Annotated in this window: 21 protein-coding genes; 13 read left to right on the top strand and 8 right to left on the bottom strand. The window is 63.0% G+C overall.

Annotation, left to right across the window (positions count from 1 at the left end):
* Nucleotides 1-185: 185 nt before the first annotated feature.
* Both ACF8FB_RS04000 and ACF8FB_RS04005 read left to right on the top strand, forming a co-directional pair.
* Nucleotides 186-1,892: a SulP family inorganic anion transporter gene (locus ACF8FB_RS04000; protein ID WP_392511052.1), complete on the top strand. Its 1,707-nt coding sequence runs from the start codon at nt 186-188 to the stop codon at nt 1,890-1,892.
* Between the two features lie 204 nt (nt 1,893-2,096).
* Nucleotides 2,097-3,107 (top strand): DUF4917 family protein, encoded by a 1,011-nt coding sequence (locus ACF8FB_RS04005; protein WP_392511053.1) that lies wholly within the window; start codon nt 2,097-2,099, stop codon nt 3,105-3,107.
* Between the two features lie 32 nt (nt 3,108-3,139).
* Here the strand turns inward: ACF8FB_RS04005 and ACF8FB_RS04010 are convergent, their stop codons facing one another.
* Together ACF8FB_RS04010 and ACF8FB_RS04015 are read right to left on the bottom strand one after the other, a co-directional pair.
* Nucleotides 3,140-4,354: an SAM-dependent methyltransferase gene (locus tag ACF8FB_RS04010; protein WP_190870017.1), complete on the bottom strand. Its 1,215-nt coding sequence runs from the start codon at nt 4,352-4,354 to the stop codon at nt 3,140-3,142.
* Between the two features lie 166 nt (nt 4,355-4,520).
* Nucleotides 4,521-5,138, bottom strand: a complete 618-nt coding sequence (locus ACF8FB_RS04015) for a TPM domain-containing protein (protein WP_010952512.1) — start codon at nt 5,136-5,138, stop codon at nt 4,521-4,523.
* 186 nt (nt 5,139-5,324) lie between these two features.
* Here ACF8FB_RS04015 and bglX point away from each other — a divergent pair, with 186 nt between their 5' ends.
* The 6 genes from bglX (at nt 5,325) to ACF8FB_RS04045 (ending at nt 13,835) form a co-directional block, all read left to right on the top strand.
* Nucleotides 5,325-7,616 carry a beta-glucosidase BglX gene (gene bglX / locus ACF8FB_RS04020; protein ID WP_104962487.1) on the top strand — a complete coding sequence of 764 codons (2,292 nt, stop codon included), beginning with the start codon at nt 5,325-5,327 and terminating at the stop codon, nt 7,614-7,616.
* Nucleotides 7,617-7,746: 130 nt separating this feature from the next.
* Nucleotides 7,747-9,504, top strand: a complete 1,758-nt coding sequence (locus ACF8FB_RS04025) for an ATP-binding protein (protein ID WP_064491128.1) — start codon at nt 7,747-7,749, stop codon at nt 9,502-9,504.
* The gene (locus ACF8FB_RS04030) at nt 9,498-10,832 is read left to right on the top strand and encodes a sigma-54-dependent transcriptional regulator (RefSeq protein ID WP_392509400.1); all 1,335 of its coding nucleotides are present in this window, start codon (nt 9,498-9,500) and stop codon (nt 10,830-10,832) included. The genes ACF8FB_RS04025 and ACF8FB_RS04030 overlap by 7 nt, the downstream gene beginning before the upstream one ends.
* A 253-nt stretch (nt 10,833-11,085) precedes the next feature.
* Nucleotides 11,086-12,405 (top strand): MFS transporter, encoded by a 1,320-nt coding sequence (locus tag ACF8FB_RS04035; protein WP_003251986.1) that lies wholly within the window; start codon nt 11,086-11,088, stop codon nt 12,403-12,405.
* Between the two features lie 300 nt (nt 12,406-12,705).
* A complete protein-coding gene (locus ACF8FB_RS04040; protein WP_049587354.1) occupies nt 12,706-13,110 on the top strand; it encodes a hypothetical protein in 405 nt (134 codons plus the stop codon).
* 119 nt (nt 13,111-13,229) lie between these two features.
* Nucleotides 13,230-13,835 carry a flavin reductase family protein gene (locus tag ACF8FB_RS04045; protein WP_010952506.1) on the top strand — a complete coding sequence of 202 codons (606 nt, stop codon included), beginning with the start codon at nt 13,230-13,232 and terminating at the stop codon, nt 13,833-13,835.
* Here the strand turns inward: ACF8FB_RS04045 and ACF8FB_RS04050 are convergent, their stop codons facing one another.
* Both ACF8FB_RS04050 and ACF8FB_RS04055 read right to left on the bottom strand, forming a co-directional pair.
* The gene (locus tag ACF8FB_RS04050; RefSeq protein ID WP_010952505.1) at nt 13,836-14,102 is read right to left on the bottom strand and encodes a hypothetical protein; all 267 of its coding nucleotides are present in this window, start codon (nt 14,100-14,102) and stop codon (nt 13,836-13,838) included.
* Between the two features lie 16 nt (nt 14,103-14,118).
* Entirely contained in the window at nt 14,119-14,412 is a 294-nt protein-coding gene (locus tag ACF8FB_RS04055; RefSeq protein ID WP_010952504.1) for a putative quinol monooxygenase, read from the bottom strand.
* Nucleotides 14,413-14,614: 202 nt separating this feature from the next.
* Here ACF8FB_RS04055 and ACF8FB_RS04060 point away from each other — a divergent pair, with 202 nt between their 5' ends.
* Complete coding sequence (locus ACF8FB_RS04060) at nt 14,615-15,535, top strand: AraC family transcriptional regulator (RefSeq protein ID WP_010952503.1); 921 nt, start codon at nt 14,615-14,617, stop codon at nt 15,533-15,535.
* Between the two features lie 123 nt (nt 15,536-15,658).
* Here the strand turns inward: ACF8FB_RS04060 and ACF8FB_RS04065 are convergent, their stop codons facing one another.
* On the bottom strand, nt 15,659-17,296 hold the full coding sequence (locus ACF8FB_RS04065; protein ID WP_392509401.1) for a 5-guanidino-2-oxopentanoate decarboxylase: 1,638 nt from the start codon (nt 17,294-17,296) through the stop codon (nt 15,659-15,661).
* A gap of 114 nt (nt 17,297-17,410) precedes the next feature.
* Here ACF8FB_RS04065 and ACF8FB_RS04070 point away from each other — a divergent pair, with 114 nt between their 5' ends.
* Nucleotides 17,411-18,286 carry a LysR substrate-binding domain-containing protein gene (locus tag ACF8FB_RS04070; RefSeq protein ID WP_014592244.1) on the top strand — a complete coding sequence of 292 codons (876 nt, stop codon included), beginning with the start codon at nt 17,411-17,413 and terminating at the stop codon, nt 18,284-18,286.
* 19 nt (nt 18,287-18,305) lie between these two features.
* On the opposite strand, the gene ACF8FB_RS04075 is transcribed toward ACF8FB_RS04070, so the two are convergent.
* Nucleotides 18,306-18,920 (bottom strand): NAD(P)-dependent oxidoreductase, encoded by a 615-nt coding sequence (locus tag ACF8FB_RS04075; RefSeq protein ID WP_064491132.1) that lies wholly within the window; start codon nt 18,918-18,920, stop codon nt 18,306-18,308.
* A gap of 183 nt (nt 18,921-19,103) precedes the next feature.
* Here ACF8FB_RS04075 and ACF8FB_RS04080 point away from each other — a divergent pair, with 183 nt between their 5' ends.
* Entirely contained in the window at nt 19,104-20,012 is a 909-nt protein-coding gene (locus ACF8FB_RS04080; RefSeq protein WP_392511054.1) for a LysR family transcriptional regulator, read from the top strand.
* 232 nt (nt 20,013-20,244) lie between these two features.
* Here ACF8FB_RS04080 and ACF8FB_RS04085 read toward each other — a convergent pair whose 3' ends face one another.
* Nucleotides 20,245-21,114 (bottom strand): oxaloacetate decarboxylase, encoded by an 870-nt coding sequence (locus ACF8FB_RS04085; RefSeq protein WP_003251963.1) that lies wholly within the window; start codon nt 21,112-21,114, stop codon nt 20,245-20,247.
* 382 nt (nt 21,115-21,496) lie between these two features.
* Between ACF8FB_RS04085 and ACF8FB_RS04090 the strand changes: the two genes are divergently transcribed.
* Nucleotides 21,497-22,948 (top strand): MDR family MFS transporter, encoded by a 1,452-nt coding sequence (locus tag ACF8FB_RS04090; protein WP_392511055.1) that lies wholly within the window; start codon nt 21,497-21,499, stop codon nt 22,946-22,948.
* 117 nt (nt 22,949-23,065) lie between these two features.
* Here ACF8FB_RS04090 and ttgR read toward each other — a convergent pair whose 3' ends face one another.
* A complete protein-coding gene (ttgR, locus tag ACF8FB_RS04095; RefSeq protein ID WP_010952495.1) occupies nt 23,066-23,698 on the bottom strand; it encodes an efflux transport transcriptional regulator TtgR in 633 nt (210 codons plus the stop codon).
* Nucleotides 23,699-23,955: 257 nt separating this feature from the next.
* On the opposite strand from ttgR, the gene ttgA reads away from it, so the two are divergent.
* Nucleotides 23,956-25,110, top strand: a complete 1,155-nt coding sequence (gene ttgA / locus ACF8FB_RS04100) for a toluene efflux RND transporter periplasmic adaptor subunit TtgA (protein ID WP_010952494.1) — start codon at nt 23,956-23,958, stop codon at nt 25,108-25,110.
* Nucleotides 25,111-25,113 lie beyond the last annotated feature (3 nt).

Here is a 25,113-nt window from a genome sequence, read left to right on the forward strand (position 1 = left end):
GCAACGTCATCGCAGTCAAAAGGAGCCTTGGCTCCTTTTTTCGTTTTTCATCCTGCCTTGACCTGGCCCATGGCCATTTACCCACCGATCCGCTTCAATGCGCATCGGGCCTTTGCGTGCGCAAGCGAAACGGCTTGTGGCGGATATGCTCACTGGATTCGTGAAACCATTCGAAAGGACAACGCATGTTTCTCTCCCGCTGGCTACCGGGCCTTGCCAACCTGCTGCACTACCGCCGTGAATGGTTCCACGCCGATCTGCAAGCGGGCCTGTCGGTAGCCGCGATCCAGATTCCCATTGCCATTGCCTATGCGCAGATCGTCGGGCTGCCGCCGCAATATGGCCTGTACGCCTGTGTGCTACCGATGATGGTCTACGCGCTGATCGGTAGCTCGCGCCAGCTGATGGTCGGCCCCGACGCCGCCACCTGCGCGATGATCGCCGGTGCCGTGGCACCGCTGGCCATGGGTGACCCGCAGCGCATCGTCGAACTGTCGGTGATCGTCACCGTGCTGGTCGGCGTGATGCTGATTGCCGCGGGCCTGGCGCGGGCCGGGTTCATCGCCAGCTTCTTCTCGCGGCCGATCCTGATCGGCTACCTCAACGGTATCGGCCTGAGCCTGATCGCCGGGCAGCTGTCCAAGGTGGTGGGCTTCAAGATCGAGGGCGACGGTTTCATCCTCAGCCTGATCAACTTCTTCCAGCGCCTGGGGGAAATTCACTGGGTCACATTGATCATCGGCCTGGCCGCCCTGGGCCTGCTCATCTGGCTGCCACGGCGCTACCCGCGCCTGCCCGCAGCCCTCACGGTAGTGGCGTTGTTCATGCTGCTGGTTGGCCTGTTCGGCCTTGACCGCTTCGGCGTCGCCGTCCTTGGGCCGGTACCTGCAGGCATCCCGCAACTGGCCTGGCCACACAGCAACCTGGCGGAAATGAAGAGCCTGCTGCGCGACGCCCTGGGTATCGCCACCGTCAGCTTCTGCAGCGCCATGCTTACCGCACGCAGCTTTGCCGCCCGGCATGGCTATGCGATCAACGCCAACCACGAATTCGTCGCCCTGGGCGTGAGCAACCTGGCGGCCGGGGTTTCCCAGGGCTTTGCCATCAGCGGTGCCGACTCGCGCACTGCAGTCAACGACATGGTCGGTGGCAAAAGCCAGCTGGTAGGCATCATCGCGGCACTGGTGATTGCCCTGATCCTGCTGTTCTTCACCGCGCCCATGGCCTGGATCCCGCAGGCTGCGCTGGGCGCCGTGCTGCTGATGGCGGGCTGGGGGCTGATCGACATCAAATCGCTGGGGCATATCCGGCGTCTAAGCCGCTTCGAGTTCTGGCTGTGCCTGCTGACCACGGCGGGCGTACTGAGCCTGGGCGTGCTGCCCGGCATCGTGTTTGCCGTGACCCTGGCGATCCTGCGCCTGCTTTACAGCATCTACCAACCCACCGATGCCGTACTGGGCTGGCTGCCGGGCACCGAAGGCCAGGTGGACATCCGCAAGTTCAAAGACGCCCGCACCGTACCTGGCCTGGTGGTGTACCGCTTCGACGACGCCATCCTGTTCTTCAATGCCGACTACTTCAAGATGCGCCTGCTAGAAGCCGTGCAAAGCCAGGACCAGCCTAAAGCCGTGCTATTCGATGCCGAAGCGGTAACCAGCATCGATGTCAGCGGCATCGCCGCCCTGCGCGAAGTGCGTGACACCCTGGCGGCTCAAGGCATCCTCTTCGCCATCGCCCGCGCCCGTGGCACTTTCCTGCGCATGCTGGTGCGCTCGGGGATGGCGCGGGACATGGAAGAAAAACTGCTATTCGGCTCGGTACGCGCAGGGATTCGTGCGTACCGCGTGTGGCGCAACCGAAACCACAGTGTGCAAGTGACCGAACAGGGTTGAGCGGCTTTCATCCTGTTCAACGTGCTGCGCCTGTGCTGGCCCTTTCGCGGGTGAACCCGCTCCTACATGGACTTGTAGGGGCGGGTTTACCCGCGAAAGGGCCAGCACAGGCAGCACAAAACCATCGCCTTGACACCAACCCTCGCACACCTCGCATGACATGCTAAAGTCGCCCCGTTCCCCGCACCACCCAACGGACCCCGCATGCCCGCTCTCGATGCCACCCTCACCCCCTGGCCAGAACTCGCCGCCCGCCACCCCTGCGACGCCCTGCTGCTGGGCAACGGCGCCAGCCGCGCAGTATGGAAGCCGTTCGGCTACTTCTCGCTGTTCGAGCAAGCGCAACGCGCAGGCCGCAAGAAAGGCCTGGCGGTCAGCGACCAGGCACTGTTCAAGTCCTTGGCCACGGAACTGTTCGAGCCGGTGCTCAGCGCCCTCAACACCACCGTGCGTACCAATGCCGCCCTGGCCATCAACTCCACCGCGCCGCTGAACCGCTACTACTCGATCAAGGAAGCGTTGATTCACGCCGTGCGCACGGTGCATCTGCCCTGGCCGCTGATGCCGAAGGCCACACTGGCAACCCTCAATCAGGCGCTGCGCGGCTATCGAAGCGTCTACACCAGCAACTACGACCTGCTGCTGCCATGGGCCGTGCAGCACGCCCCGAGTGGCTTCGCCGAACTGTTCGACGACCAAGGCTATTTCGACGTGCGACGCACCAGCAGCGAAGGCACCCGGGTGCTGCACCTGCATGGCGGCTTGCACCTGCTCAAGCTGCCCGACGGCACCACCCGCCAGCGCAGCGCTGAAAGTGCCGAACTGCTCGATGGGTTTGCCGTGAACATCCCGGGTGAAGTACCGCTTTTCGTCAACGAAGACCGCAGCGACGAAAAACTGCGCGCTATCCGCAACTCGGACTACCTGAGCTGGTGCCTGGGGCAGCTGGCGCAGGAAAACCACGGGATATGCCTGTTCGGTCAGCATCTGGACAGCAGTGACCGGCACCTGCTCGACGCTGTGCGCCAAGCCCGTCCGCAACAGCTATCCATTGCCATTCGGCCGCTGGGCGAGGCTTCGGTGATCAATCAGAAGCAGCATTTTGCAGATCGTTTCGGGGATTTGCCGGGGACGGCTCTGCATTTCTTCGATGCCAGCACCCACCCGTTGGGGCAGGCAGCATTGGCTATCGAAGTGCCCTCTGCTCGGCGCTGACAGCGTCCCCGGAGGCGTGCCGGTGGGTGGCGTCAGAGCAACCCATCCGCGCGCAACAACGATTCCAGGCAATGCTCCTGCACCCCATAGAACGCCTTGAGCTGGGCAATCTTCTCCAGCAACGCCCCGTTATCTCCCGCCTGCCGCCGCTTCACCGCAAGAATCATCTTGTTCTTGTTGGTGTGCTCCAGCGAGATGAACTCGAACACCTTGGTTTCATAGCCACAGGCTTCCAGGTACAGCGCGCGCAGGCTGTCGGTCAGCATTTCGGCCTGCTGGCCCAGGTGCAGGCCATACTGCAGCATGGGTTGCAGCAACCCTGGGCTGTGCAATTGCGGGCGGATCTGCTTGTGGCAGCACGGCGAGCACATGATGATCGCGGCGTTGCAGCGGATGCCGGTGTGGATTGCGTAGTCGGTAGCGATGTCACAGGCATGCAAGGCGATCATCACCTCGATAGCCTCAGGCACCACGCTGCGCACATCACCACACTGGAACTCCAGGCCTGGGTGGTCGAGGCGTGCGGCCGCGGCGTTGCACAGGTCGACCATGTCCTGGCGCAGCTCCACGCCGGTGACCTGTGCGTCGCGGCCCAAACTGTTGCGCAGGTAGTCATGCATGGCAAAAGTCAGGTAGCCCTTGCCCGAACCGAAGTCGGCCACCCGCAGCGCCTGTTCCGTCGACACCGGTGCATTGGCCAGGGCGTGGTCGAAAACCTCGATGAACTTGTTGATCTGCTTCCACTTGCGCGACATGGACGGGATCAGTGCGCCTTGTGCGTCGGTCACACCGAGGTCGCGCAGAAACGGCCGCGACAGCTCCAGATAACGCTTCTTCTCGCGGTCATGCCCGCTGCCCGCATCGGCCACGCGCGGTGCCTGGGCACCGTGGCGCTGGAGCATCGGTTTGCCCTTCTTGCTGAAGGTCAACTGCACTTCGCCGTCAGCATCGAACAGGTGAGCATTGCGGAAGCTGTCCGGTAGCAGTTCGGCAACCAGCACCTGGGCCTGGTCCAGCGGCAGGTTGCGGGTGATGTCGCGGGTCTGGTGGCGGTAGACCAGCGACAGGCACGGCTGGCCCTTGACCTGCAGCGGCTTGGCAATGATCCGTTGCAAGGTCTGGTCGGCACCGACATGGCGCGCCAGCACCAGCTTGACCAGGGTTTCGCCGTGCAGGGCGGCGTTCAGCAGGTCGAGAAACTGAGCGCGCGCATCCGGCGCGCAAGAGGCAGAAGTACTGGCGGACATGAAAAAGGGGGCCTTGGGAAGCGGAACACCTATTCTAACGTGCCCCAAGCACCCTGTGGGAGCGGGCTTGCCCGCGAACACCGGCAAAGCCGGTGCCAGACACCCTGTCGCCTGTTTCCAAGGCAAGCCTGTGCCCACAGAAAATCCAGCAAGGCTGGACGCTCCTTCAGTCGAGAATCACCAAGCGGTTGGGCAACTCGTTGCGTGCATGGGTTGGCGGCACGTGCTGGCTAAGCAGCTCGCCACACGCTTCGATGCACTCGACAAAGCCCTGCAAGGTACGGCCCTGGCGCACCTGCTCGGCCAAGCGGGCACCGATGGCCGCGCGGGCTTCGGCATCCAGGCAGTGCTCGATACCCCGATCGACCAGGATCTCCACATGCCGCTCCGCCTCGCTGACGAAAATCAGCACGCCCGTGGCGCCTGCTGTGCGCTGCAGGTTCTGCTCGCGAAACTGCTGCTGAGCCAGGCGCGAGGCACGCCAGCGGCGCAAGGCACGGGGGATCAGCCAGTCGGCCAGGCGTGGGTTGCGCAGCAGCAGGCACAAAACGACGAACAGCAGCACGTTGCCCATCAGCACGCCACGCACGCTGGGCCAAGCCGCCAGCCAGTGCAACAGACCGGGCACGGTCAGTGCCAGCACGGCGGCACACAACAACGGCCAATACGCATAATCGTCGGCACGACGGGCAAGCACCGTCACCAGTTCGGCATCGGTATGCCGTTCGGCACGGGCAATGGCTTCGGCAATCTGCCGCTGATGGTATTCGTCGAAGGGGGTCATGCCGTCGGTCTCTTGAGCGTTCTTATAGTTGTTATCCCGGCATTCGGGGCTTCATCCGCAGGCGACATATTCAGGCATAATCCGCCGCTGGAAGAATTGCCTGCAAATCGTACAACAATAGCCGCCTGAAAACTTCGGTCGCGCACGTATCACCGAGGATACGGCAGAGGCCCCAAAACGGAATTGATGATGAAACTGTCTTTGCTGGGCCTGGCCATGGGCCTTGCCAGTCAGGCGGCCCTCGCCGCCCCCACCGCCCCGCCCCTGCAGGACAAGCAGGCCTTTATCGAGCATCTGATCAGCCAGATGACCGAAGCCGAAAAAATCGGCCAGTTGCGCCTGATCAGCATCGGCCCGGAAATGCCCCGCGACAAGATCCGCGAGGAAATCGCCGCCGGCCGTATCGGTGGCACCTTCAACTCACGCACAGCCCCCGAAAACCGGCCGATGCAGGACGCGGCCATGCGCAGCCGCCTGAAGATCCCGATGTTCTTCGCCTACGACACCGTCCACGGCGAGCGCACCATCTTCCCGATCGGCCTGGGCATGGCCGCGACCTGGGACATGGAGGCCGTCGCCAAGGTCGGCCGCACCGCCGCGATCGAAGCCTCGGCCGACGCCCTGGACATGACGTTCGCGCCAATGGTGGATATCGCCCGTGACCCGCGCTGGGGCCGCACCAGCGAAGGTTTCGGCGAAGACACCTACCTGACCTCGAGAATCGGCCAGGTAATGGTGCGCTCGTTCCAGGGCAGCAGCCCGGCCAACCCCGACAGCATCATGGCCATCGTCAAGCATTTCGCCTTGTATGGCGCCGTGGAAGGCGGGCGCGACTACAACACGGTCGATATGAGCCTGCCGAAAATGTACAACGACTACCTGCCACCCTATCGCGCCGCGCTCGATGCGGGTGCCGGTGGCGTGATGGTGGCGCTGAACTCGATCAACGGCGTACCGGCCACCTCCAACACCTGGCTGATGAACGACCTGCTGCGCAAGGAGTGGGGCTTCAAGGGCGTGACCATCAGCGACCACGGTGCCATCCAGGAGCTGATTCGCCACGGCGTCGCCCGTGACGGCCGTGAAGCCGCCAAGCTGGCGATCAAGGCCGGCATCGACATGAGCATGAACGATACCCTGTACGGCGAAGAGCTGCCGGGCCTGCTGAAGTCCGGCGAGGTGACCCAGCGCGAGCTGGACCAGGCGGTGCGTGAAGTGCTGGGTGCCAAGTACGACATGGGCCTGTTCAAGGACCCGTACGTGCGCATCGGCAAGGCCGAAACCGATCTGAAGGACTACTACGGCAACGACCGCCTGCACCGCGAAGCTGCGCGTGACGTGGCACGCCGCAGCCTGGTGCTGCTGGAAAACCGCAACCAGACCCTGCCGCTGAAAAAGGCCGGCACCATTGCCTTGGTCGGCCCGCTGGCCGATGCTCCGATCGACATGATGGGCAGCTGGGCCGCCGACGGTAAACCCGTCCACTCGGTGACCGTGCGCGAAGGCTTGCGCCGCGCCGTGGAAGGCAAGGCCAAGCTGGTCTACGCCAAAGGCTCCAACGTCACGGGCGACAAGGCGATCTTCGATTACCTGAACTTCCTCAACTTCGATGCCCCGGAAATCGTCGACGACCCACGCCCGCCTGCGGTGCTGATCGATGAAGCAGTCAAGGCAGCGAAGCAATCCGACGTCGTGGTCGCAGTGGTCGGCGAGTCCCGCGGCATGTCCCACGAGTCGTCGAGCCGCACCACCCTGGAGATCCCGGCCAGCCAGCGCGAGCTGATCAAGGCGCTCAAGGCCACCGGCAAACCGCTGGTGCTGGTGCTGATGAACGGCCGGCCGCTGTCGATCAGCTGGGAGCGCGAGCAGGCCGACGCCATCCTGGAAACCTGGTTCGCCGGCACCGAAGGCGGCAATGCCATCGCCGACGTGCTGTTTGGCGACTACAACCCCTCCGGCAAGCTGGCCATTACCTTCCCACGGTCGGTGGGGCAGATCCCGATGTACTACAACCACACCCGCATCGGCCGGCCGTTCACGCCGGGCAAGCCGGGCAACTACACCTCGCAATACTTCGAAGAACCCAACGGGCCGCTTTACCCGTTCGGCTATGGCTTGAGCTACAGCAGCTTCGAGCTGTCAGGCCTGAACCTGTCGAGCAAGGATCTCAAGCGCGGCGATACGCTGGATGCCAAGGTAACGGTCAAGAACACCGGCAAGGTTGCAGGCGAGACGGTGGTGCAGCTGTACCTGCAGGATGTGTCGGCGTCGATGAGCCGCCCAGTGAAAGAGCTGAAAAACTTCCAGAAGCTGATGCTTGAACCGGGTGAAACCCGCACGTTGACCTTCCGCATCAGCGAGGACGACCTGAAGTTCTACAATGGCCAGTTGCAGCGGGTTGCCGAACCAGGGGAGTTCAATGTCCAGGTAGGGCTGGATTCCCAGGCGGTGCAGCAGCAGAGCTTTGAATTGCTTTGACTGAAAAAGGCCGCCTGTTCCGGCCTTTTCGCGGGTAAAACCGCGCCTACAGGTGCTGCAGAGTACCTGTAGGCGCGGGTTTACCAGCGAAGAGGCAGGCCCCGACATCCCACCACCGGATCCGCCCCCGATGCCCTTTTCCTTTCGCGCCCTGCGTCTGGGGCTGATCACCCTGCTGATCGTGCTGGGTACCGCACTCAGCGCCGGCTGGGCCATGCACCAGGCCAAGCGCCAGGCCATGGAGGACGACGCCAAACGTGCCAGCCAGCAACTGGGCCTGTACGCCAACGCACTGCACACCCTGATCGATCGCTACCGTGCCCTCCCCGCCGTGCTGGCGCTGGACCCGGAGCTGATCGCAGCCTTGCGCGGCCCGGTCGACGAAAAGGTTCAGAACGCCCTGAACCTCAAGCTCGAACGCATCAATGGCGCCGCCAATTCCTCCACCCTCGAGCTGCTCGACCGCACCGGGCTGGCCATTGCCGCCAGCAATTGGCGGCTGCCCAGCAGCTACGTCGGCTCCAACTACGGTTTCCGCCCCTACTTCAAGCAAACCCGCAGCCAGGGCAGTGGCCGCTTCTATGCCGTGGGCGTGACCAGTGGCGTGCCGGGCTACTTCCTCGCCAGCGCGGTGAACGACGAGCACGGCCGATTCCTTGGCGCCATGGTGGTGAAGCTGGAGTTCCCCGAGCTGGAACGCGAATGGCGACAGGGCAACGATATCCTGTTGGTCAGCGACGCCCGCGGCATCACTTTCATCGCAAACCAGGATGGCTGGCGCTACCGCGAACTTCAGCCGCTCAGTGGCGCCGACCGTGCCGAGCTGGCCGAAACCCGCCAGTACGACAAGCAACCGCTGGTGCCGCTACACCATCAGGTGCTGACGCGGTTTGCCCCCTACAGCACCCTTAGCCGCGTGCAAGGCCCCGAGGGTAGTACCGAGTACCTGTGGGAAAGCCTGCCGTTGGAAGGCGAAAACTGGACCTTGCACCTGCTGCGCAAACCGCAGGTCGCTGCCGACGGCCGTAATGCCGCGCTTGGCGCCGCCGCCGTCTGGCTGAGTCTGGTGTTCGCCGCCCTTTTCGTCAGCCAACGCCTGCGCCTGGCACGCCTGCGCCAGCGCAGCCGGCAAGAACTCGAACGCCAGGTCGAGGAGCGCACCCGCGAGCTGCGCACTGCCCAGGAAGGCCTGGTGCAATCAGCCAAGCTGGCCGCACTCGGGCAGATGTCGGCGGCCATGGCCCACGAAATCAACCAACCGCTGACCACCCAACGTATGCAGCTGGAAACCCTGCGCCTGCTGCTTGACCATGGTCGCCATGACGAAGCGCGGCAAGCGCTGGAGCCACTGGAACAGATGCTCACGCGCATGGCAGCACTTACCAGCCACCTGAAAACCTTTGCCCGCAACAGCCCGATGGGCCTGCGCGAACGCCTTGACCTGGCAACCGTGGTCGACCAGGCCTTGCATCTGCTGGAAGCGCGCCTTCGCAACGAGGAAGTGGAAGTGGCTCTGTACCTGGCACGCCCGGCCTGGGTACGCGGCGATGCCATCCGCCTGGAGCAGGTGCTGATAAACCTCCTGCACAATGCACTCGACGCCATGCTCGACAAGCGTTACAAACGCCTGGAGATCCGCATCGAACCCGACGGGGACCTATGGCGCCTGAGTGTGCTCGACTCGGGTGGCGGCATTGCCGAAGCCGACCTGGCCAAGGTCTTCGACCCGTTCTTCACCACCAAACCGGTGGGGGAAGGGCTAGGGCTGGGCCTGGCCATTTCCTACGGCATCGTCCACGAGGCCGGCGGCCAGCTGCGGGCCGAAAACCTGCCTGGCGGCGCGCGCCTGAGCCTTACCCTGCCCCGTGACCTGGAGCCTGTATGTTGAATTCGGTGATCGTCGTCGATGATGAAGCCAGTATCCGCACTGCTGTCGAGCAATGGCTGAGCCTGTCTGGCTTCAGCGTGGAGTTGTTCGCTCGCGCCGAAGCGTGCCTGGCACACCTGCCGCAGCACTTCCCTGGGGTGATCATCAGCGATGTGCGCATGCCGGGCATGGATGGCCTGCAATTGCTCGAACGCCTGCAGGCGAACGACCCCGACCTGCCCGTAATTCTGCTGACCGGTCACGGTGATGTACCGATGGCGGTAGAAGCCATGCGCAGCGGGGCCTATGACTTCCTGGAAAAACCCTTCACGCCGCAAGATTTGCTGGGCAGCCTGCGCCGCGCCCTTGAAAAACGCCAGCTGGTGCTTGAGAACCGCCGGCTCCACGAGCAGGCCGACCTCAAGTCACGCCTGGAAGGCACGCTGCTGGGCATGTCCCAGGGCCTGCAACAGCTGCGCCGGCAAGTGCTGGACCTGGCCGGCCTGCCGGTGAACGTGTTGATCCGCGGTGAAACCGGCAGTGGCAAGGAGCGGGTGGCCCGCTGCCTGCACGACTTCGGCCCCCGTGCCGCCAAGCCCTTTGTAGCCCTTAACTGCGCGGCCATCCCCGAGTCGCTGTTCGAGGCCGAACTGTTCGGCCATGAGAGTGGCGCCTTCACGGGCGCCCAGGGTAAACGCATCGGCAAGCTGGAGTATGCCAACGGTGGCACCGTGTTCCTCGACGAAATCGAGAGCATGCCCCTGGCCCAACAGGCCAAGCTGTTGCGGGTGATACAGGAGCAGAAGTTGGAGCGCCTGGGGGCAAACCAGAGCATCAGCGTCGACCTGCGCATCATTGCTGCGACCAAGCCTGACCTGCTCGAGGAGGCTCGTGCCGGGCGCTTCCGCGAAGACCTGGCCTACCGCCTGAACGTCGCCGAATTGCGCCTGGCACCGCTGCGCGAGCGGCGGGAGGACATTCTGCTGCTGTTTGAGCACTTTGCCCGTGCTGCCGGTGAAAAGCTTGGTCGCGCGGCCCCGCCGCTATCGGGTGCACAGCTGGCGCAGCTGCTGTCACATGACTGGCCTGGCAACGTGCGTGAACTGGCCAATGCGGCGGAGCGGCATGCGTTGGGGCTGGGTTCGCCAAATATCGAGGTGGCACCTGCCGGGCAGTCGCTGGGCGAGCAGATGGAAGCATTCGAGGCGCAATGCCTGCGTGCGGCCTTGCGTCAGCATGGGGGCGAGATCAAGTCGGTGATGGAGGCCTTGCAACTGCCGCGGCGCACGCTTAACGAGAAGATGCAACGGCATGGGCTGGTGCGCGAGGATTTTATTGGGCAGCCATGAGCGGAAATCCGCTTATGATCTGCACCTGATAGGCAAAAAACCGCTCATAACCTCAAGGTTTTGGACTGCTTTGCAGCCCTTCGCGGTCAGGACCGCTCCTGCAAAGGGCGGCGCAACACCCACCGCTGTGCCGGCTCGGGCTATTTGATGCCCTCAAATGAATCAGCCCGCACCCATTTGGCACACCTTCTGCAATTGCCTTGGCAAGCTGCGCCACGGCGCGCTCCACAAAAACAACGAGAAGGTATCCCTGATGGATAACGCCACCTCCCTGCCTGCCGGGGCGGCCACCGCGCCTGCCGCAGAAAAAACCACCGCCAGCCGCCTGAAGTCGATTTTCAGCGGGTCCATCGGCAACATGGTCGAATGGTACGACTGGTACGTCTACGCCGCATTCTCGCTGTACTTCGCCAAGGCCTTCTTCCCCGCCGGCGACTCCACCGCACAACTGCTCAATACCGCCGCGATCTTCGCCGTGGGCTTCCTGATGCGCCCGATCGGTGGCTGGCTGATGGGCCTGTACGCCGACCGCAAGGGCCGCAAGGCCGCGCTGATGGCGTCGGTCCTGCTCATGTGCGCAGGCTCGCTGGTCATCGCCCTGACCCCGGGTTACGAAACCATCGGCGTCGCCGCACCTGTCCTGCTGGTCATCGCGCGCCTGCTGCAGGGCCTGTCGGTGGGTGGTGAATACGGCACCTCGGCCACCTACCTCAGCGAAATGGCCAGCAAGGAGCGCCGTGGTTTCTTCTCCAGCTTCCAGTACGTGACCCTGATCTCCGGCCAGCTCATCGCCCTGGCGGTACTGATCGTCCTGCAACAGACCCTGACCACCGAGCAGCTGTACGCCTGGGGCTGGCGCGTGCCGTTCGTGATCGGTGCGCTGTGCGCCGTGGTGGCCCTGTACCTGCGTCGCGGCATGGAAGAAACCGCCTCGTTCACCAAGAAGGAAAAGGCCAAGGAAAGCCTGATGCGCACCCTGCTGCGTCACCCCAAGGAGCTGATGACCGTCGTCGGTCTGACCATGGGCGGCACCCTGGCCTTCTACACCTACACCACCTACATGCAGAAATACCTGGTCAACACCGTGGGCATGAGCATCAGTGACTCGACCACCATCTCGGCCGCCACGCTGTTCCTGTTCATGTGCCTGCAGCCGGTGATCGGTGGTCTGTCCGACAAGATTGGCCGCCGTCCGATCCTGATCGCTTTCGGTGTGCTCGGCACCCTGTTCACCGTCCCCATCCTCAGCACCCTGCACACCATCCAGACCTGGTGGGGTGCGTTCTTCCTGATCATGGCCGCACTGATCATCGTAAGCGGCTATACCTCGATCAACGCCGTGGTCAAAGCCGAGCTGTTCCCTACCGAGATTCGCGCCCTGGGCGTTGGCCTGCCGTATGCCCTGACGGTGTCGATCTTCGGGGGCACCGCCGAATACGTGGCCCTGTGGTTCAAGAGCGCCGGGATGGAGAGCGGCTTCTACTGGTACGTCACCGCCTGTATCGCCTGCTCGCTGCTGGTTTACGCGACCATGAAAGACACCAAGCAGCACTCGCGGATTACCACTGAGTAACGCTGGCCTGGCAGTACTAAAAGGGGCGCTCCATTGCATGGAGCGCCCCTTTTCTATTCAGACTTTTCCTTCTTAACGCCCTATTAATTCCACCTTATCAAGCTGCAATGGCTGGCAGAACGTTGGCGCCCGCGCGAACGCTCCCAAGCCAGCCTTGCGGCCTGAAGCACGACATACGCGCCCAAATACATCGAATAAATGGATTATTTAGCACTATTTTTTGCGCTTTTTAATCAAATTATTCGGCGTAGGATTAAACCCATAGAAACAAACAACTCACAAACCCCTGGAGCAACGACCATGAAAAACAAACTGATCCTTACCCTGGCCCTCTCGGTTTTCGCAGCTGGCGCCTTCGCCGAAGATGGCTTCGACCGGACCGACGCTCACACCTTTGCCGCAGTTCAAACCCAGTCGCCCCGCTACGCTGAAGACGGCTTCGACCGCACCGGCGGCCAACGCTTCGCCGAAGACGGCTTCGACCGCACCGGTGGCCAACGCTTCGCTGAAGACGGCTTCGACCGCACCGGCGGCCAGCGCTTCGCCGAAGACGGCTTCGACCGCACCGGTGGCCAACGCTTCGCTGAAGACGGCTTCGACCGCACCGGTGGCCAACGCTTCGCTGAAGACGGCTTCGACCGCACCGGTGGCCAACGCTTCGCTGAAGACGGCTTCGACCGCACCAACGCGCACCGCATCAGCTGATACCTGATTGCGAGCACCCAGCCCGGCTTCGGCCGGGCTTGATCATTTGCAGGCGAGCTCAGGCTTGGCACACTAGGCACCTTGTCCACCAGGAGGTAGGGCCAACAAGCCCAGCACAGATGTATTACTACGAACCCGCCAAAGGCCACGGCCTGCCGCACGACCCGTTCAATGCCATCGTCGGTCCCCGCCCGATCGGCTGGATCTCCTCTCAGGACCGCGAAGGCCGCCTGAACCTGGCGCCTTACAGCTTCTTCAATGCGTTCAACTACATCCCGCCGATCATCGGTTTCTGCAGCGTCGGGCGCAAAGACAGCCTGAACAACATCGAGCAGACCGGTGAGTTCGTCTGGAACCTGGCCACCCGCCCACTGGCCGAGCAAATGAACCTGAGCTGCGCACCGGTCGCTGCCGAAGTGAACGAATTCGAATTGAGCGGCCTCACTGCCGCACCGTCTAGCATCGTCAAGGTGCCGCGCGTGGGTGAAACGCCGGTAGCCTTCGAGTGCAAGGTCAGCCAGATCGTCCAGCTCAAGCGGGCCGACCAGGAACAGGTGCCCAGCTGGCTGATCCTTGGAGAAGTGGTGGCGGTGCACATTGCCGAGCACCTGTTGAACAACGGCATCTACGATACCGCTGCCGCCGAGCCGATCCTGCGTGGGGGTGGCCCGGCGGATTATTTCGAGCTGGGCAACCTGTTCAAGATGGCCCGGCCGCCGGCCTGATCACCAGACCAGCTCACCCTCTTCGCTGACGCCCTGCAGGCGTTGCAGCTCGGCGGTGGCCGCCTCGTCGGCGGCCACGGCGCCCTTGAACACCTGCCCGTCGAGAACCTTGTGAAAGCGCGGCGCGCCGCCCATGCCCAAGGCTTTGACCGCGATGGCCGCGTGATAGCCGCCACCTTCCACCGGCACCATCGCCGATACCGCTTCGAAATGAGTGAATTCCCTACGTGCCATGTTGCTGTCCGGGTTGTTGAACAAGAGCGTCACTTTACCTCATCCACGCTCAGTCGAAGGTATGCAAGTCCAGGCTGCTGACCACCTGAGCCTGCACCAGCTCACCGAACACCTCCAGTGTCGGCGAAGCAAAGTAACCACTCATCGCCTGCTGGTCCTGCCAGCTTCCGCTGAGCAACCACAGGTCAGCATCAGCCTGAGAACGCTGCACGGTAAAACTCAGGCAACCCGGTGTACGCAGCGAGGGCTCGAGCAGGTCACGCAGGCGCGCGCCCAGCTCTGCCGAGCGCCCGCTGCTGGCACGGATGAAAGCAAGGTGGGTGACCGGTTGTTTAAGGGTCATTGCACAATCTCCTTGAAGCAGGCGGACGGAAAAGCCAGGCTGCCAAGGTTAGGCGCTCACCCGCGCGGCGCGTTAGGCCATTACTGCATGTCGATTGCCTGATCCTGCAGCGCGGCAGGATCAGGCAATCCACATGCAGCTTTCGACTAGCGCCCGTCTTTGCCCAAACCTATGCTGCGTCGGTCATCAGAGGAAAGCCATCATGACCACCGCCACGTCCACCGAACCGACCCTGGAACTGCAGCGCCTGGAGCTGGCCGAGCTGATCAACCGCCATGCGGGCGAGCCCTTTGGTCCAGCATCGGCCATCGATGACCTGTACCTGGTGCGTTACACCGAAAATGTACGTTCTGTACCCACCCTGGCGCAGCCTGCCCTGTGCATCCTTGCCCAGGGCAGCAAAAGCCTGTTCCTGGGTGACGAGCAGTACGCCTACGACCCACTGCATTACATGGTCGTTTCGGTGACCTTGCCACTCAGCGCCGTGAGGCTGGATGCCAGCCCCGAGAACCCAAGCCTGGGCCTGCGCATGGACCTGGACCCGGCGGAGATCAGCCAACTGATCGCCGAGAGCGGGCCAATGCTGGTACCCAATCGACCTTCCGGCCGTGGTTTGTATGTGGAAAGGACAGATGCCGCGTTACTCGATGCCCTGCTGCGGTTGCTGCGGCTGCTGGACACCCCCCGCGACATCGCAATGCTGGCGCCGCTGTTCCGCCGCGAGATTCTCTACCGCCTGCTGCGTGGGCCGCAGGGTTACCGGCTGTATGAAATTGCCTTGGCCAACAGCCAGACCCACCGGGTTTGCCAGGCCATCACTTGGCTCAACAACAACTTCCAACAGCCGCTGCGTATCGAGGACCTGGCCCGTGAGGTCAACCTCAGCACCTCGACCTTGCACCACCGCTTCAAGGCCGTGACCTCGATGAGCCCGCTTCAGTACCAGAAGCAGCTGCGCCTGCAGGAGGCGCGGCGGCTGATGTTGAACGACGGGCTGGAGGCGGCGGTGGCGGCTTATCGGGTGGGTTATGAAAGCCCGTCGCAGTTCAGCCGTGAATACAGCCGGCTTTACGGCGCGCCGCCGATTCGCGATGTGGCTCGGTTGCGGGCTACTGCGGTCTGAAGCTCGACATTCGCCTGCACCGGCGCTTTCGCGGGTAAACCCGCTCCTACAGGTTTTTGCACAGATGCGAAAATTGCGCGCTGCCTGCAGGCGCGAGAGGCCGATACAGGCAATCGCAATGCTTCAACCCAATACCGCGGCCTGCCACTGATTCTGGTCCACCTGAATCAAGGTCGGCCCCTTGCGCTCCACCGCTTGCCCGAGCGCGGCCTGCAATTGGGCGATATCGGCCACGTTCTCTGCTGTTGCGCCCAACGCCCGCGCCACGCCGATGAAATCCGGGGTATGGATATCCACCCCGACTGGCTCGATCGCCCGATTGACCATGTATTTCTTGATTTCCTCGTACCCCTGGTTATTCCACAGCAGCACGATCAGCGGTACCTGCGCCTCCACTGCACTGGCCAGTTCCGGCAGGGTGAACTGCAAACCACCATCACCAATCAGGCACACCGCCGGAGCGCGTTCGACGGCTTGCTCGGCACTGCCCAACCAGGCGCCCATGGCTGCTGGCAACGCGTAACCCAAGGTACCGTAACCGGTCGAGGCGTTGAACCAGCGGCGTGGCTGCTCCATGTCGAGTGTCAGGTTGCCGGTGTACACAGGTTGGGTCGAGTCACCCACCAGAATCGCATTAGGCAGGCGCTCCAGTATGGCGCTCAGCAAACGCGTCTGGCTCAGGGTGGGCTGGTCCCAGTCTGCCGCCAGGACCTTGCGCAGGTCGGCCACGCGGGCCACGCCCCAAGTGCTTTCGTGCACTGGCTGCGGCTGAGCTTGCAAGGCACCGAGCAGCGCTTCGGCTGCCAGCTTGGCATCGGCCACCAGCGCCAGCTCCGGCAGATAATTACGCACGGTCTGGTCCGGGTCGATGTCAATGCGCAGCAGACTGCCCGGGATCTCGAAGCCACCCTTGAAGGTCACGTCATAATCGGTTTCGGCCAGTTCGGTGCCGATCGCCAGCACCACGTCGGCCTCGGCCACCAGCGCCCGTGTGGCGGGTAACGACTGGGTCGAGCCGATCTGCAATGGGTGGCTGGCTGGCAGCAAGCCTTTGGCATTGATGGTCAACGCCACCGGGGCCTGAAGGTGTTCGGCCAGGCGTGCCAACGCAGCGCCCGCAGCCAACGCCCCGCCACCGGCCAGAATCAGCGGCCGACGTGCACTGGCCAGTCGTTCAGCCATCTGCGCCACGGCCTGCGGTGCAGCCCCTGCCCGACTACCCCGTACAGGGCGTCCCGGCAGCAGGAAGTCGGCCGGCTCAACCAGCACATCGAGCGGGATTTCGATATGCACCGGGCGTGGCCGGGCACTGTCGAACACGGCAAATGCCCGGGCCAGCACCTGCGGCAAGTCGGCTGCACTCATCAAGGTGTGGGAATACGCCGCCACCCCCGATACCAGCGCGGTTTGGTTGGGCAGCTCGTGCAACTTGCCACGGCCACCGCCCAGTTGGTCACGGGACTGCACGCTGGAAATCACCAGCATCGGGATCGAGTCGGCATAGGCCTGGCCCATGGCAGTGGTGATATTGGTCATGCCCGGGCCAGTGATGATGAAGCATACCCCGGGTTTGCCGCGGGTGCGCGCATAGCCGTCAGCCATGAACCCGGCACCTTGCTCATGACGCGGGGTGATGTGGCGAATGGAAGAGCCCGCCAGGCCACGATAGAGCTCCACGGTATGCACACCGGGGATGCCGAAGACATGATCGACGCCATAGCCTTCAAGGAGTTTGACCAGTACTTCGCCGCAGGTTGCCATCAGGGATCACCATGAATCTTGTTAGGGTATGCCCTTATTGGACCCAAGCCACGGCTATCGCCACAATGTAAAAAAACACATACTAGCCATGTCCTTTGATCATGGCTTACTGCAATGAAACGTCTCCCGCCCCTGCCTGCCCTGCACACGTTTCTGGTCACCGCCCAGCACTGCAACTTCACCCGCGCCGGGCAGCAGTTGCACATCACCCAGGGCGCTGTCAGCCGCCAGATTGCAGCCCTCGAAGAACACCTCGGTTATGCCCTGTTCAAGCGCGAGGCGCGTGGGTTGAGCCTGACCCGTGAAGGCCTGGACTGGTTGCCGCGGGTGCAGCAGGTGTTCGCCCTGATCGAACAAGGGGTGCGCGAGGTGGGCGAGCACAGCACCACCCTGCAGCTCAAGGCCCCCACCTGCGTGATGCGTTGGCTGCTGCCGCGCCTGATGGAGTGGCAGGCACTGCGCCCGGACGTACCGGTGGAGCTGACCACGACCGTGCAGCACGGGGTGGATTTGCGTCGTGAGGGCTTCGATGCGGCAGTGGTCTATGGCGATGCGCCGAACCACGGGCTGCAGGTGCGCAAGCTGTTCGATGAGCAGCTGACCCCGGTGTGCGCACCGTCACTGCGAGAAGGGCCAGTGCCGTTGCAGCAGGTGGAAGACCTGGCCAGGCACATGCTGCTGCATCCCTCGCGGGATGAACACGACTGGCGGTTGTGGTTGCAGGCGGCTGGAGTGACGCTGGCCACGCATGGACCCAAACAGCATTTCGAGACACTCGACATGGCGATGGCCATGGCCTCGCAGGGGACTGGGGTGGCGATCGGTGACTGGTCGCTGATTGGCGATGACCTGCGCGGTGGGCGGTTGTGCATGCCGTTTGCGCTGAAGGTGCTGACAGGCAAGGGGTATTACCTGGTGAGCCAGGCCAGGAGCTTGCCGCCCGGGCTGCTGGAACTGCTGGACTGGCTGGAAGGCCAGGCCAGCCTGTGACGGCCCTTTCGCAGGCGACTCAATAGCCGACTGTAAACCGTTGCCGCGAGTGTTTCGGCTTCTCCAGCTCATCCAGCATGGCAATCGCATAGTCGGCAAACGTGATCCAGCTCTTGCCGTCCGCACCGATCAACAGATGATCCTTGCCCAGCGCATAGTGACCTCTGCGCTCACCCTCAACGAACTCAGCCGAAGGCGAGAGGAAGGTCCAGTCCAGGTTCGGCTCGCGCCGCAGCGCCTCCAGAAAACGCACGCCGGCACTGGCCTCGGCTTTATACGCCTCCGGGAAATCCGGGCTGTCGATCACCCGATGCCCTGACGGCAGCAACAAGCTACCGGCGCCACCCACCACCAGCAGGCGCTTGACCCCGGCGCGCTTCACCGGCTCGATGATGGCGTGCGGCTGCATTGTCGAGAAATGCGCGGCACTCAACACAGCGTCCATACCTGCGACGGCTGCTTGCAGGGCCGCGCTATCCGTGGCATCCAGCGACTTGACGGTCACACCCTCTCGCCCTTCAAGCGTGGAAGGGTCGCGGGCAATGGCCAGTACACGGTGACCACGGCGCAGGGCCTCTTCCAGCAACTGGCTGCCAGCGCGGCCAGTGGCACCGATGATTGCGATCTTGCTCATGAAATACTCTCCATCAGTTGAACGAAGTGACTGCCCTTGGCGACCTTCGCCGCCAGCGCCAGGGCTCTCGTCTGCCGGCTTCGGATAACGCCTTCCGGCAAACAATGCGCACAGCTTAGTTACCCGATTCGTCACAAAAAATGCGATGCTCAGACATAGTTTGTTTCTGAAATCGGGCAAATCATGGATCGCCTCAACGCCATGCGTGTATTCGTCACCGTCGTCGACCTGGGCAGCCAGTCGGCGGCGGCGGACTATCTGCAGTTATCGCGGCCGGTCGTGTCGCGCTACCTGGCAGAGTTGGAAGACTGGGTTGGCGCGCGCCTGATGCAGCGGACCACGCGCAAGCTCAGCCTCACGGCAGCCGGCCAGGAAACCCTGCCTCGCTGCCGGCAACTGCTGGAACTGGCCGGCGACCTGCAGGCTGCCGTGCAGCAGCCGGAAGACGCGCCAAGGGGGGCGCTGCGTATCAGCGTCAGTACCTCATTCGGCCAGGCACAGCTGGTGGATGCAGTGGCCGCCTATGTGCGGCGCTACCCTGACGTGAAGGTAGAACTGCAGATGCTCGACCGCACCGTCAACCTGGTGGACGAGCGCATCGACCTGGCCATTCGCACCAGCAATGACGTGGACCCCAGCCTCATCGCCCGGCGCCTGAGCGTGTGCCGCTCGGTCGTGTGCGCGGCACCGGCCTACCTGAATGAGCGAGGCACGCCGCAACGGGTTGAGGAACTGAGCCTGCACAACTGCCTGACCCATGCCTATTTCGGACACAGCTTGTGGCATTTCGCGGTAGCCGGCCAGCAGGTCGCCGTCCCCGTATCGGGAAACATCAGTGCCAATGAGGTGATGACCCTGCAGAGGGCCGCGCTGGCGGGCGCAGGTATCGCCATGCTGCCAACCTTCCAGGCCGCAGACGCCATACGCCGGGGTGAACTGGTGCGTCTGCTGCCCGAGGCCAAACCGCGTGAACTGAACCTTAATGCGGTGTATACGTCGCGCAAACACATGCCGGCGACCTTGCGCAGCATGCTGGATTTCCTGGTACAGCGTTTCAAGGACGAGCCGGAGTGGGATCGGGATCTATACTAGTGGCGTACACCCCTATCGTTGTCACAGGAGGTGAGCACCATGGGCATCAAATCAAGAAGAGTCGCCCTTGTCATGGCCCTTACCGCAGTCACAGCGCTGTATGGCTCAGCCTGCTGGCGCGCCGAACTGCTACGCAGCCAGCCAAGCGTCGCCAATAGCTGCGAGCAGGCACATTGCGTGCCTCACAGTGCAACCTTGAGCGCCGTCCGTTGAATGGACGGCGCCCTGCTGATCACTCTTCGACGCTCATGTATTCCTTGGCCCAGCGAATGTAGTCTTCAGGCTGGGTGTAGGTGTGCGAGAGTTCGGTGGCACTGAGGTTTTCCGACTTGTTCTGCCGACCACGCTGCAGCCGCAGGCAGTCGTAAGTGGCCTTGATCGCGGCAAAGTAAGCCGCATGGCCATCGACCACGATGCGCACGCCCAAACGCGCCAGGCGCTCGTCATCGCGCAGGTTCGGGTTGCCATAGGTGACCAGCATCAGCGGCACGGTCAGGTGCTCGGCAATCTGTTCGAGCTGCTCGAAGTCCTTGACCCCGACCATGCAGATGCCATCAGCGCCCGCCTTCTGGTAGCTCTGGGTACGCACGATGATTTCTTCGGTGCTGAGTACGCCCGCGTTGGTACGGGCAATGATCGACAGGGACGAATCGACTCGTGCCTCCAGCGCCGCGCGGATCTTGCCAACGCCCTCCTCGACCGGGATCAGGTCAGTGGACTTGCGCCCGAACTGGGCAGGCAGCAGGGTGTCCTCGATGGTCAGTGCGGCCACACCGGCGCGCTCCAGTTCGATCACCGTGCGCATCACGTTCAGTGCGTTGCCATAGCCGTGGTCGGCGTCGGCCAGTACCGGCAGTTGCGCGACCCGACCAATGCGGGTGGCCTGCTCGACGAACTCGCTGAGGGTGATCAGAGCGAAGTCCGGAGCAGCCAGTACCTGCAACGAAGCGACCGAACCGCCGAGGATACCGACTTCGAAGCCCAGGTCTGCGGCAATGCGTGCCGACATTGGGTCGAACACCGAGGCAGTGTGGAAACAGGAACCTGAAGCGAGCAGCTCGCGGAAGGCAAAACGCAGATCTTGGTGGGAAGCCTTGGGCATGATCACTCCGCAAAAAAGTTGAAATTTGAACGGTAACTACCGACCCCTGTAATCGGGTCTACCTGACCTGTTCCAACCGTCGCCATCTGGGCGGTCATGCTCGACATGCAGGCAGAGGAATAAAAGGTGTGGGAGACAGCGAACTGAAAAACCTGCGGCAATATGCTGCACCAACCTAGTGCAAGCCCCGGATTTCAGCCTCTGTGGCATACCAACGATATCACGCAGCCATGCAGCACTGGATGAATGCGCCAATGCCGATCTTGCATAGGGGATGCAGATAGTACATAGGAAGCTACCTAACTCAGGTTACAATCCGAGGGCTTCTGTGAGAGCAGGCTTGCCCGCGAAGGGGCCGCCATAGACAAAACAAGGTATTCCCGTGACCGCCGCCCTGCCCCCCACCGCCCTGCGCAACGTGCTCACCGCCCTGATGCTGGCCATCTTCCTCGGCGCCCTGGACCAGACCATCGTCGCCGTCTCGCTGCCCGCCATCTCGGCGCAGTTCAGCGATGTCGGCCTGCTGGCCTGGGTCATCTCCGGTTATATGGTGGCCATGACCGTGGCCGTGCCGATCTACGGCAAACTGGGCGACCTTTACGGCCGGCGCCGGATGATCCTCACCGGTATCAGCCTGTTCACCCTGGCCTCCATTGCCTGCGCCATGGCCCAGGACATGCCGCAACTGGTGCTGGCCCGGGTACTGCAGGGTATCGGCGCAGGCGGAATGGTCTCGGTGAGCCAGGCAATCATTGGCGACTTCGTGCCCCCGCGCGAACGCGGCCGCTACCAGGGCTACTTCAGCAGCATGTACGCCGCGGCCAGCGTGGCCGGGCCAGTGCTGGGCGGCTGGTTGACCGAGTACCTGTCGTGGCGCTGGGTGTTCTGGATCAACCTGCCGCTGGGGCTGGTCGCCTTGTGGGCCATTCGCCGTGCGCTCGCTGACATGCCGGTGCAGCGTCGCGAGGCACAGGTGGACTACCTTGGCGCCATGCTGTTGATTCTCGGCCTTGGCAGCCTGCTCCTGGGCATCACCTTGGTGGGCCAGGGCCACGCCTGGGCCGACCTGGCCGTGCTGGCGCTGTTCGGCTGCGCCCTGCTGGGCCTGGCGCTTTTCATCGCACACGAACGCCGCTGCCCAGAGCCGCTGCTGCCGCTCAGCCTGTTCGGCAACCGTGTGGCAGTGCTGTGCTGGGCGGTGATCTTCTTCGCCAGCTTCCAGTCCATTTCGCTGACCATGCTCATGCCCCTGCGTTACCAGGGCATTACCGGCGCCGGTGCCGACAGCGCCGCCCTGCATCTGCTGCCGCTGGCCATGGGGCTGCCCATGGGCGCCTTCACAGGAGGCCGCATGACCAGCCGGACCGGGCGCTACAAGCCACAGATCCTGGCCGGTGCACTGCTGATGCCAGTGGCCATTTTCGCGATGGCACTGACTCCGCCGCAATCAGCGTTGCTCAGTGCGCTGTTCATGCTGCTGACCGGTATAGCCTGCGGGCTGCAATTCCCGACCTCACTGGTGGGCACACAAAGCGCGGTGGCCAGCAAGGACATCGGCGTGGCCACCAGCACCACCAACCTGTTCCGTTCGCTGGGCGGAGCCATGGGCGTGGCATGCATGTCCAGCTTGTTGCTGGCACTGCTGCATCAGGGTGGTTTCGAACTGTCGGGTAATCCGTTGCTGGGGAGCTTGAAGGCCGCAGAGGTGGACCCGGTGACTCAGGGACGGTTGCTGGAAACGTTCCGGCAGCTGCTGATGGGGAGTGCGGTCGTCGCGGTGCTGGGACTGCTTGCGGCATTGGCCTTGCCCGACCGGCAATTGCGCGGCCGCTGAAGGCTACGCACTCGCTGCAAGAGCCGCCTTGTGCTGCGAACAGCCGCAGGGCGGCCACGCCCTTAATCCCCCCTTAACACAAAGGGGAAACACTCCCTCACAATCCTTAACAAAGTGTCATTTGCGCAGAGCCGGGCTCAAGCGCAGCATATCCAGCCCGGTGTCGACCCATTTTTCGACATCACCCAACAGATCGACACTGTCAGGCAGCAATAGCCAGCGCCCGATCAGGCCATCGACATAGGCAAACATGGCCACCGCCGCGCGCTCGACATCCAGCTCGCCAGGCAACTGGCCCCGGCGTACGGCATTGGCCAGCGCCAGGGTGATGCCCTTGTGGCAATCCAGCACCGCACTCTGGCGCTGCTGGCGAATTTCACACATGTCATCGGTGAACTCGCACTTGTGATGCAGGATTTCATTGATACGACGGGTTCGGGCATCGAGCACCAGCTCGTTAAACACTTGCAACAGCAGCTTGCGCATGCAGCCAAGCGGGTCGAGTTCATCCTCGCTTTCGCTCGCGCGCGCCAAATGGTCATGGGTCTCGTGCAGGCTGTCGAGCAACGCCTGCACCAGCTCGGCCTTGTTGTTGAAGTGCCAGTAGATCGCCCCCCGCGTCACACCCGCCAGTTCGGCGATGTCGGCCAGGGTGGTTCGCGCAACCCCGCGCTTGTAGAAGGCCCTTTCCGCCGCCTCGATGATCTGGGCACGGGTTTCCTGGGCTTCTTCTTTGGTTCGACGGACCATGGCAGTACAACCTCATCTGGCCCGAACGCGCAGCGCGTGCGGGGAACGCTCCGGGGGCACCTCTGCCGGGGCCTCTCGGATAAGCTAATCAAGCGCTGAGGCTGTACCTGAGTACCACCCAGCAGTATTTACAAACAACCATGAATGTAAGTATATTCCTTAGCAAGCTATTTATCCACCGGATAGCATTTTTTCCAGATCAAGATCTCTTCCATTACTCTTGAGCGTCTCCCTGCTCCAGCGACCCGAGGATCCTCATGCAATTCAAGCCAGCCGTTACCGCTCTGGTTTCCGCCGTCGCCCTGGCAACCCTGCTCAGTGGCTGTAAGAAAGAAGAAGCAGCGCCAGCGGCGCAGGCTCCTCAGGTCGGCGTCGTGACCATCCAGCCGCAAGCCTTCACCCTCACCTCGGAATTGCCGGGGCGAACCAGTGCCTACCGCGTCGCCGAAGTGCGCCCGCAGGTCAACGGCATCATCCTCAAGCGCCTGTTCAAGGAAGGCAGTGAGGTCAAGGAAGGCCAGCAGTTGTATCAGATCGACCCTGCCGTGTACGAAGCCACCCTGGCCAATGCCAAGGCCAACCTGCTGGCTACACGCTCACTGGCCGAACGTTACAAGCAACTGATTGACGAACAGGCCGTCTCCAAACAGGAATACGACGACGCCAATGCCAAACGATTGCAGGCTGAGGCTTCGCTCAAGAGCGCACAGATCGACCTGCGCTACACCAAGGTTCTGGCGCCAATCAGCGGCCGTATCGGTCGCTCTTCGTTCACCGAGGGTGCACTGGTGAGCAATGGCCAGACCGACGCCATGGCCACCATCCAGCAGCTCGATCCTATTTATGTCGACGTTACCCAGTCCACCGCCGAGCTGCTCAAGCTGCGCCGTGACCTGGAAAGCGGCCAGTTGCAGAAGGCCGGCGACAACGCCGCCTCGGTTCAGCTGGTACTGGAAGACGGCAGCCTGTTCAAGCAGGAAGGTCGCCTGGAATTCTCCGAAGTCGCGGTGGACGAGACCACCGGCTCGGTGACCCTGCGCGCCCTGTTCCCCAACCCCGATCACACCCTGCTGCCAGGCATGTTCGTGCATGCGCGGCTCAAGGCCGGGGTCAACGCCAACGCCATCCTGGCACCGCAACAAGGCGTGACCCGCGACCTCAAGGGCGCACCCACCGCCCTGGTGGTCAACCAGGAGAACAAGGTCGAACTGCGCCAGCTCAAGGCCAGCCGCACCTTGGGTAGCGACTGGCTGATCGAGGAAGGCCTCAACCCGGGTGACCGCCTGATCACCGAAGGGCTGCAGTACGTGCGCCCAGGCGTCGAGGTGAAGGTCAGCGATGCCACCAACGTCAAGAAGCCGGCCGGTCCTGATCAGGCCAACGCGGCGAAAGCAGACGCCAAAGCGGAGTAAACC

The organism is Pseudomonas sp. yb_2, from assembly GCF_043103905.1.
In the GTDB taxonomy this organism is placed as follows: domain Bacteria; phylum Pseudomonadota; class Gammaproteobacteria; order Pseudomonadales; family Pseudomonadaceae; genus Aquipseudomonas; species Aquipseudomonas alloputida.

Coding starts and splice junctions, on each gene's coding strand:
- ACF8FB_RS04000 (WP_392511052.1), top strand. CDS start 186: ATGTTTCTCTCCCGCTGGCTACCGGGCCTTGCCAACCTGCTGCACTAC.
- ACF8FB_RS04005 (WP_392511053.1), top strand. CDS start 2,097: ATGCCCGCTCTCGATGCCACCCTCACCCCCTGGCCAGAACTCGCCGCC.
- ACF8FB_RS04010 (WP_190870017.1), bottom strand. CDS start 4,354: ATGTCCGCCAGTACTTCTGCCTCTTGCGCGCCGGATGCGCGCGCTCAG.
- ACF8FB_RS04015 (WP_010952512.1), bottom strand. CDS start 5,138: ATGACCCCCTTCGACGAATACCATCAGCGGCAGATTGCCGAAGCCATT.
- bglX (WP_104962487.1), top strand. CDS start 5,325: ATGATGAAACTGTCTTTGCTGGGCCTGGCCATGGGCCTTGCCAGTCAG.
- ACF8FB_RS04025 (WP_064491128.1), top strand. CDS start 7,747: ATGCCCTTTTCCTTTCGCGCCCTGCGTCTGGGGCTGATCACCCTGCTG.
- ACF8FB_RS04030 (WP_392509400.1), top strand. CDS start 9,498: ATGTTGAATTCGGTGATCGTCGTCGATGATGAAGCCAGTATCCGCACT.
- ACF8FB_RS04035 (WP_003251986.1), top strand. CDS start 11,086: ATGGATAACGCCACCTCCCTGCCTGCCGGGGCGGCCACCGCGCCTGCC.
- ACF8FB_RS04040 (WP_049587354.1), top strand. CDS start 12,706: ATGAAAAACAAACTGATCCTTACCCTGGCCCTCTCGGTTTTCGCAGCT.
- ACF8FB_RS04045 (WP_010952506.1), top strand. CDS start 13,230: ATGTATTACTACGAACCCGCCAAAGGCCACGGCCTGCCGCACGACCCG.
- ACF8FB_RS04055 (WP_010952504.1), bottom strand. CDS start 14,412: ATGACCCTTAAACAACCGGTCACCCACCTTGCTTTCATCCGTGCCAGC.
- ACF8FB_RS04060 (WP_010952503.1), top strand. CDS start 14,615: ATGACCACCGCCACGTCCACCGAACCGACCCTGGAACTGCAGCGCCTG.
- ACF8FB_RS04065 (WP_392509401.1), bottom strand. CDS start 17,296: ATGGCAACCTGCGGCGAAGTACTGGTCAAACTCCTTGAAGGCTATGGC.
- ACF8FB_RS04070 (WP_014592244.1), top strand. CDS start 17,411: ATGAAACGTCTCCCGCCCCTGCCTGCCCTGCACACGTTTCTGGTCACC.
- ACF8FB_RS04075 (WP_064491132.1), bottom strand. CDS start 18,920: ATGAGCAAGATCGCAATCATCGGTGCCACTGGCCGCGCTGGCAGCCAG.
- ACF8FB_RS04080 (WP_392511054.1), top strand. CDS start 19,104: ATGGATCGCCTCAACGCCATGCGTGTATTCGTCACCGTCGTCGACCTG.
- ACF8FB_RS04085 (WP_003251963.1), bottom strand. CDS start 21,114: ATGCCCAAGGCTTCCCACCAAGATCTGCGTTTTGCCTTCCGCGAGCTG.
- ttgR (WP_010952495.1), bottom strand. CDS start 23,698: ATGGTCCGTCGAACCAAAGAAGAAGCCCAGGAAACCCGTGCCCAGATC.
- ttgA (WP_010952494.1), top strand. CDS start 23,956: ATGCAATTCAAGCCAGCCGTTACCGCTCTGGTTTCCGCCGTCGCCCTG.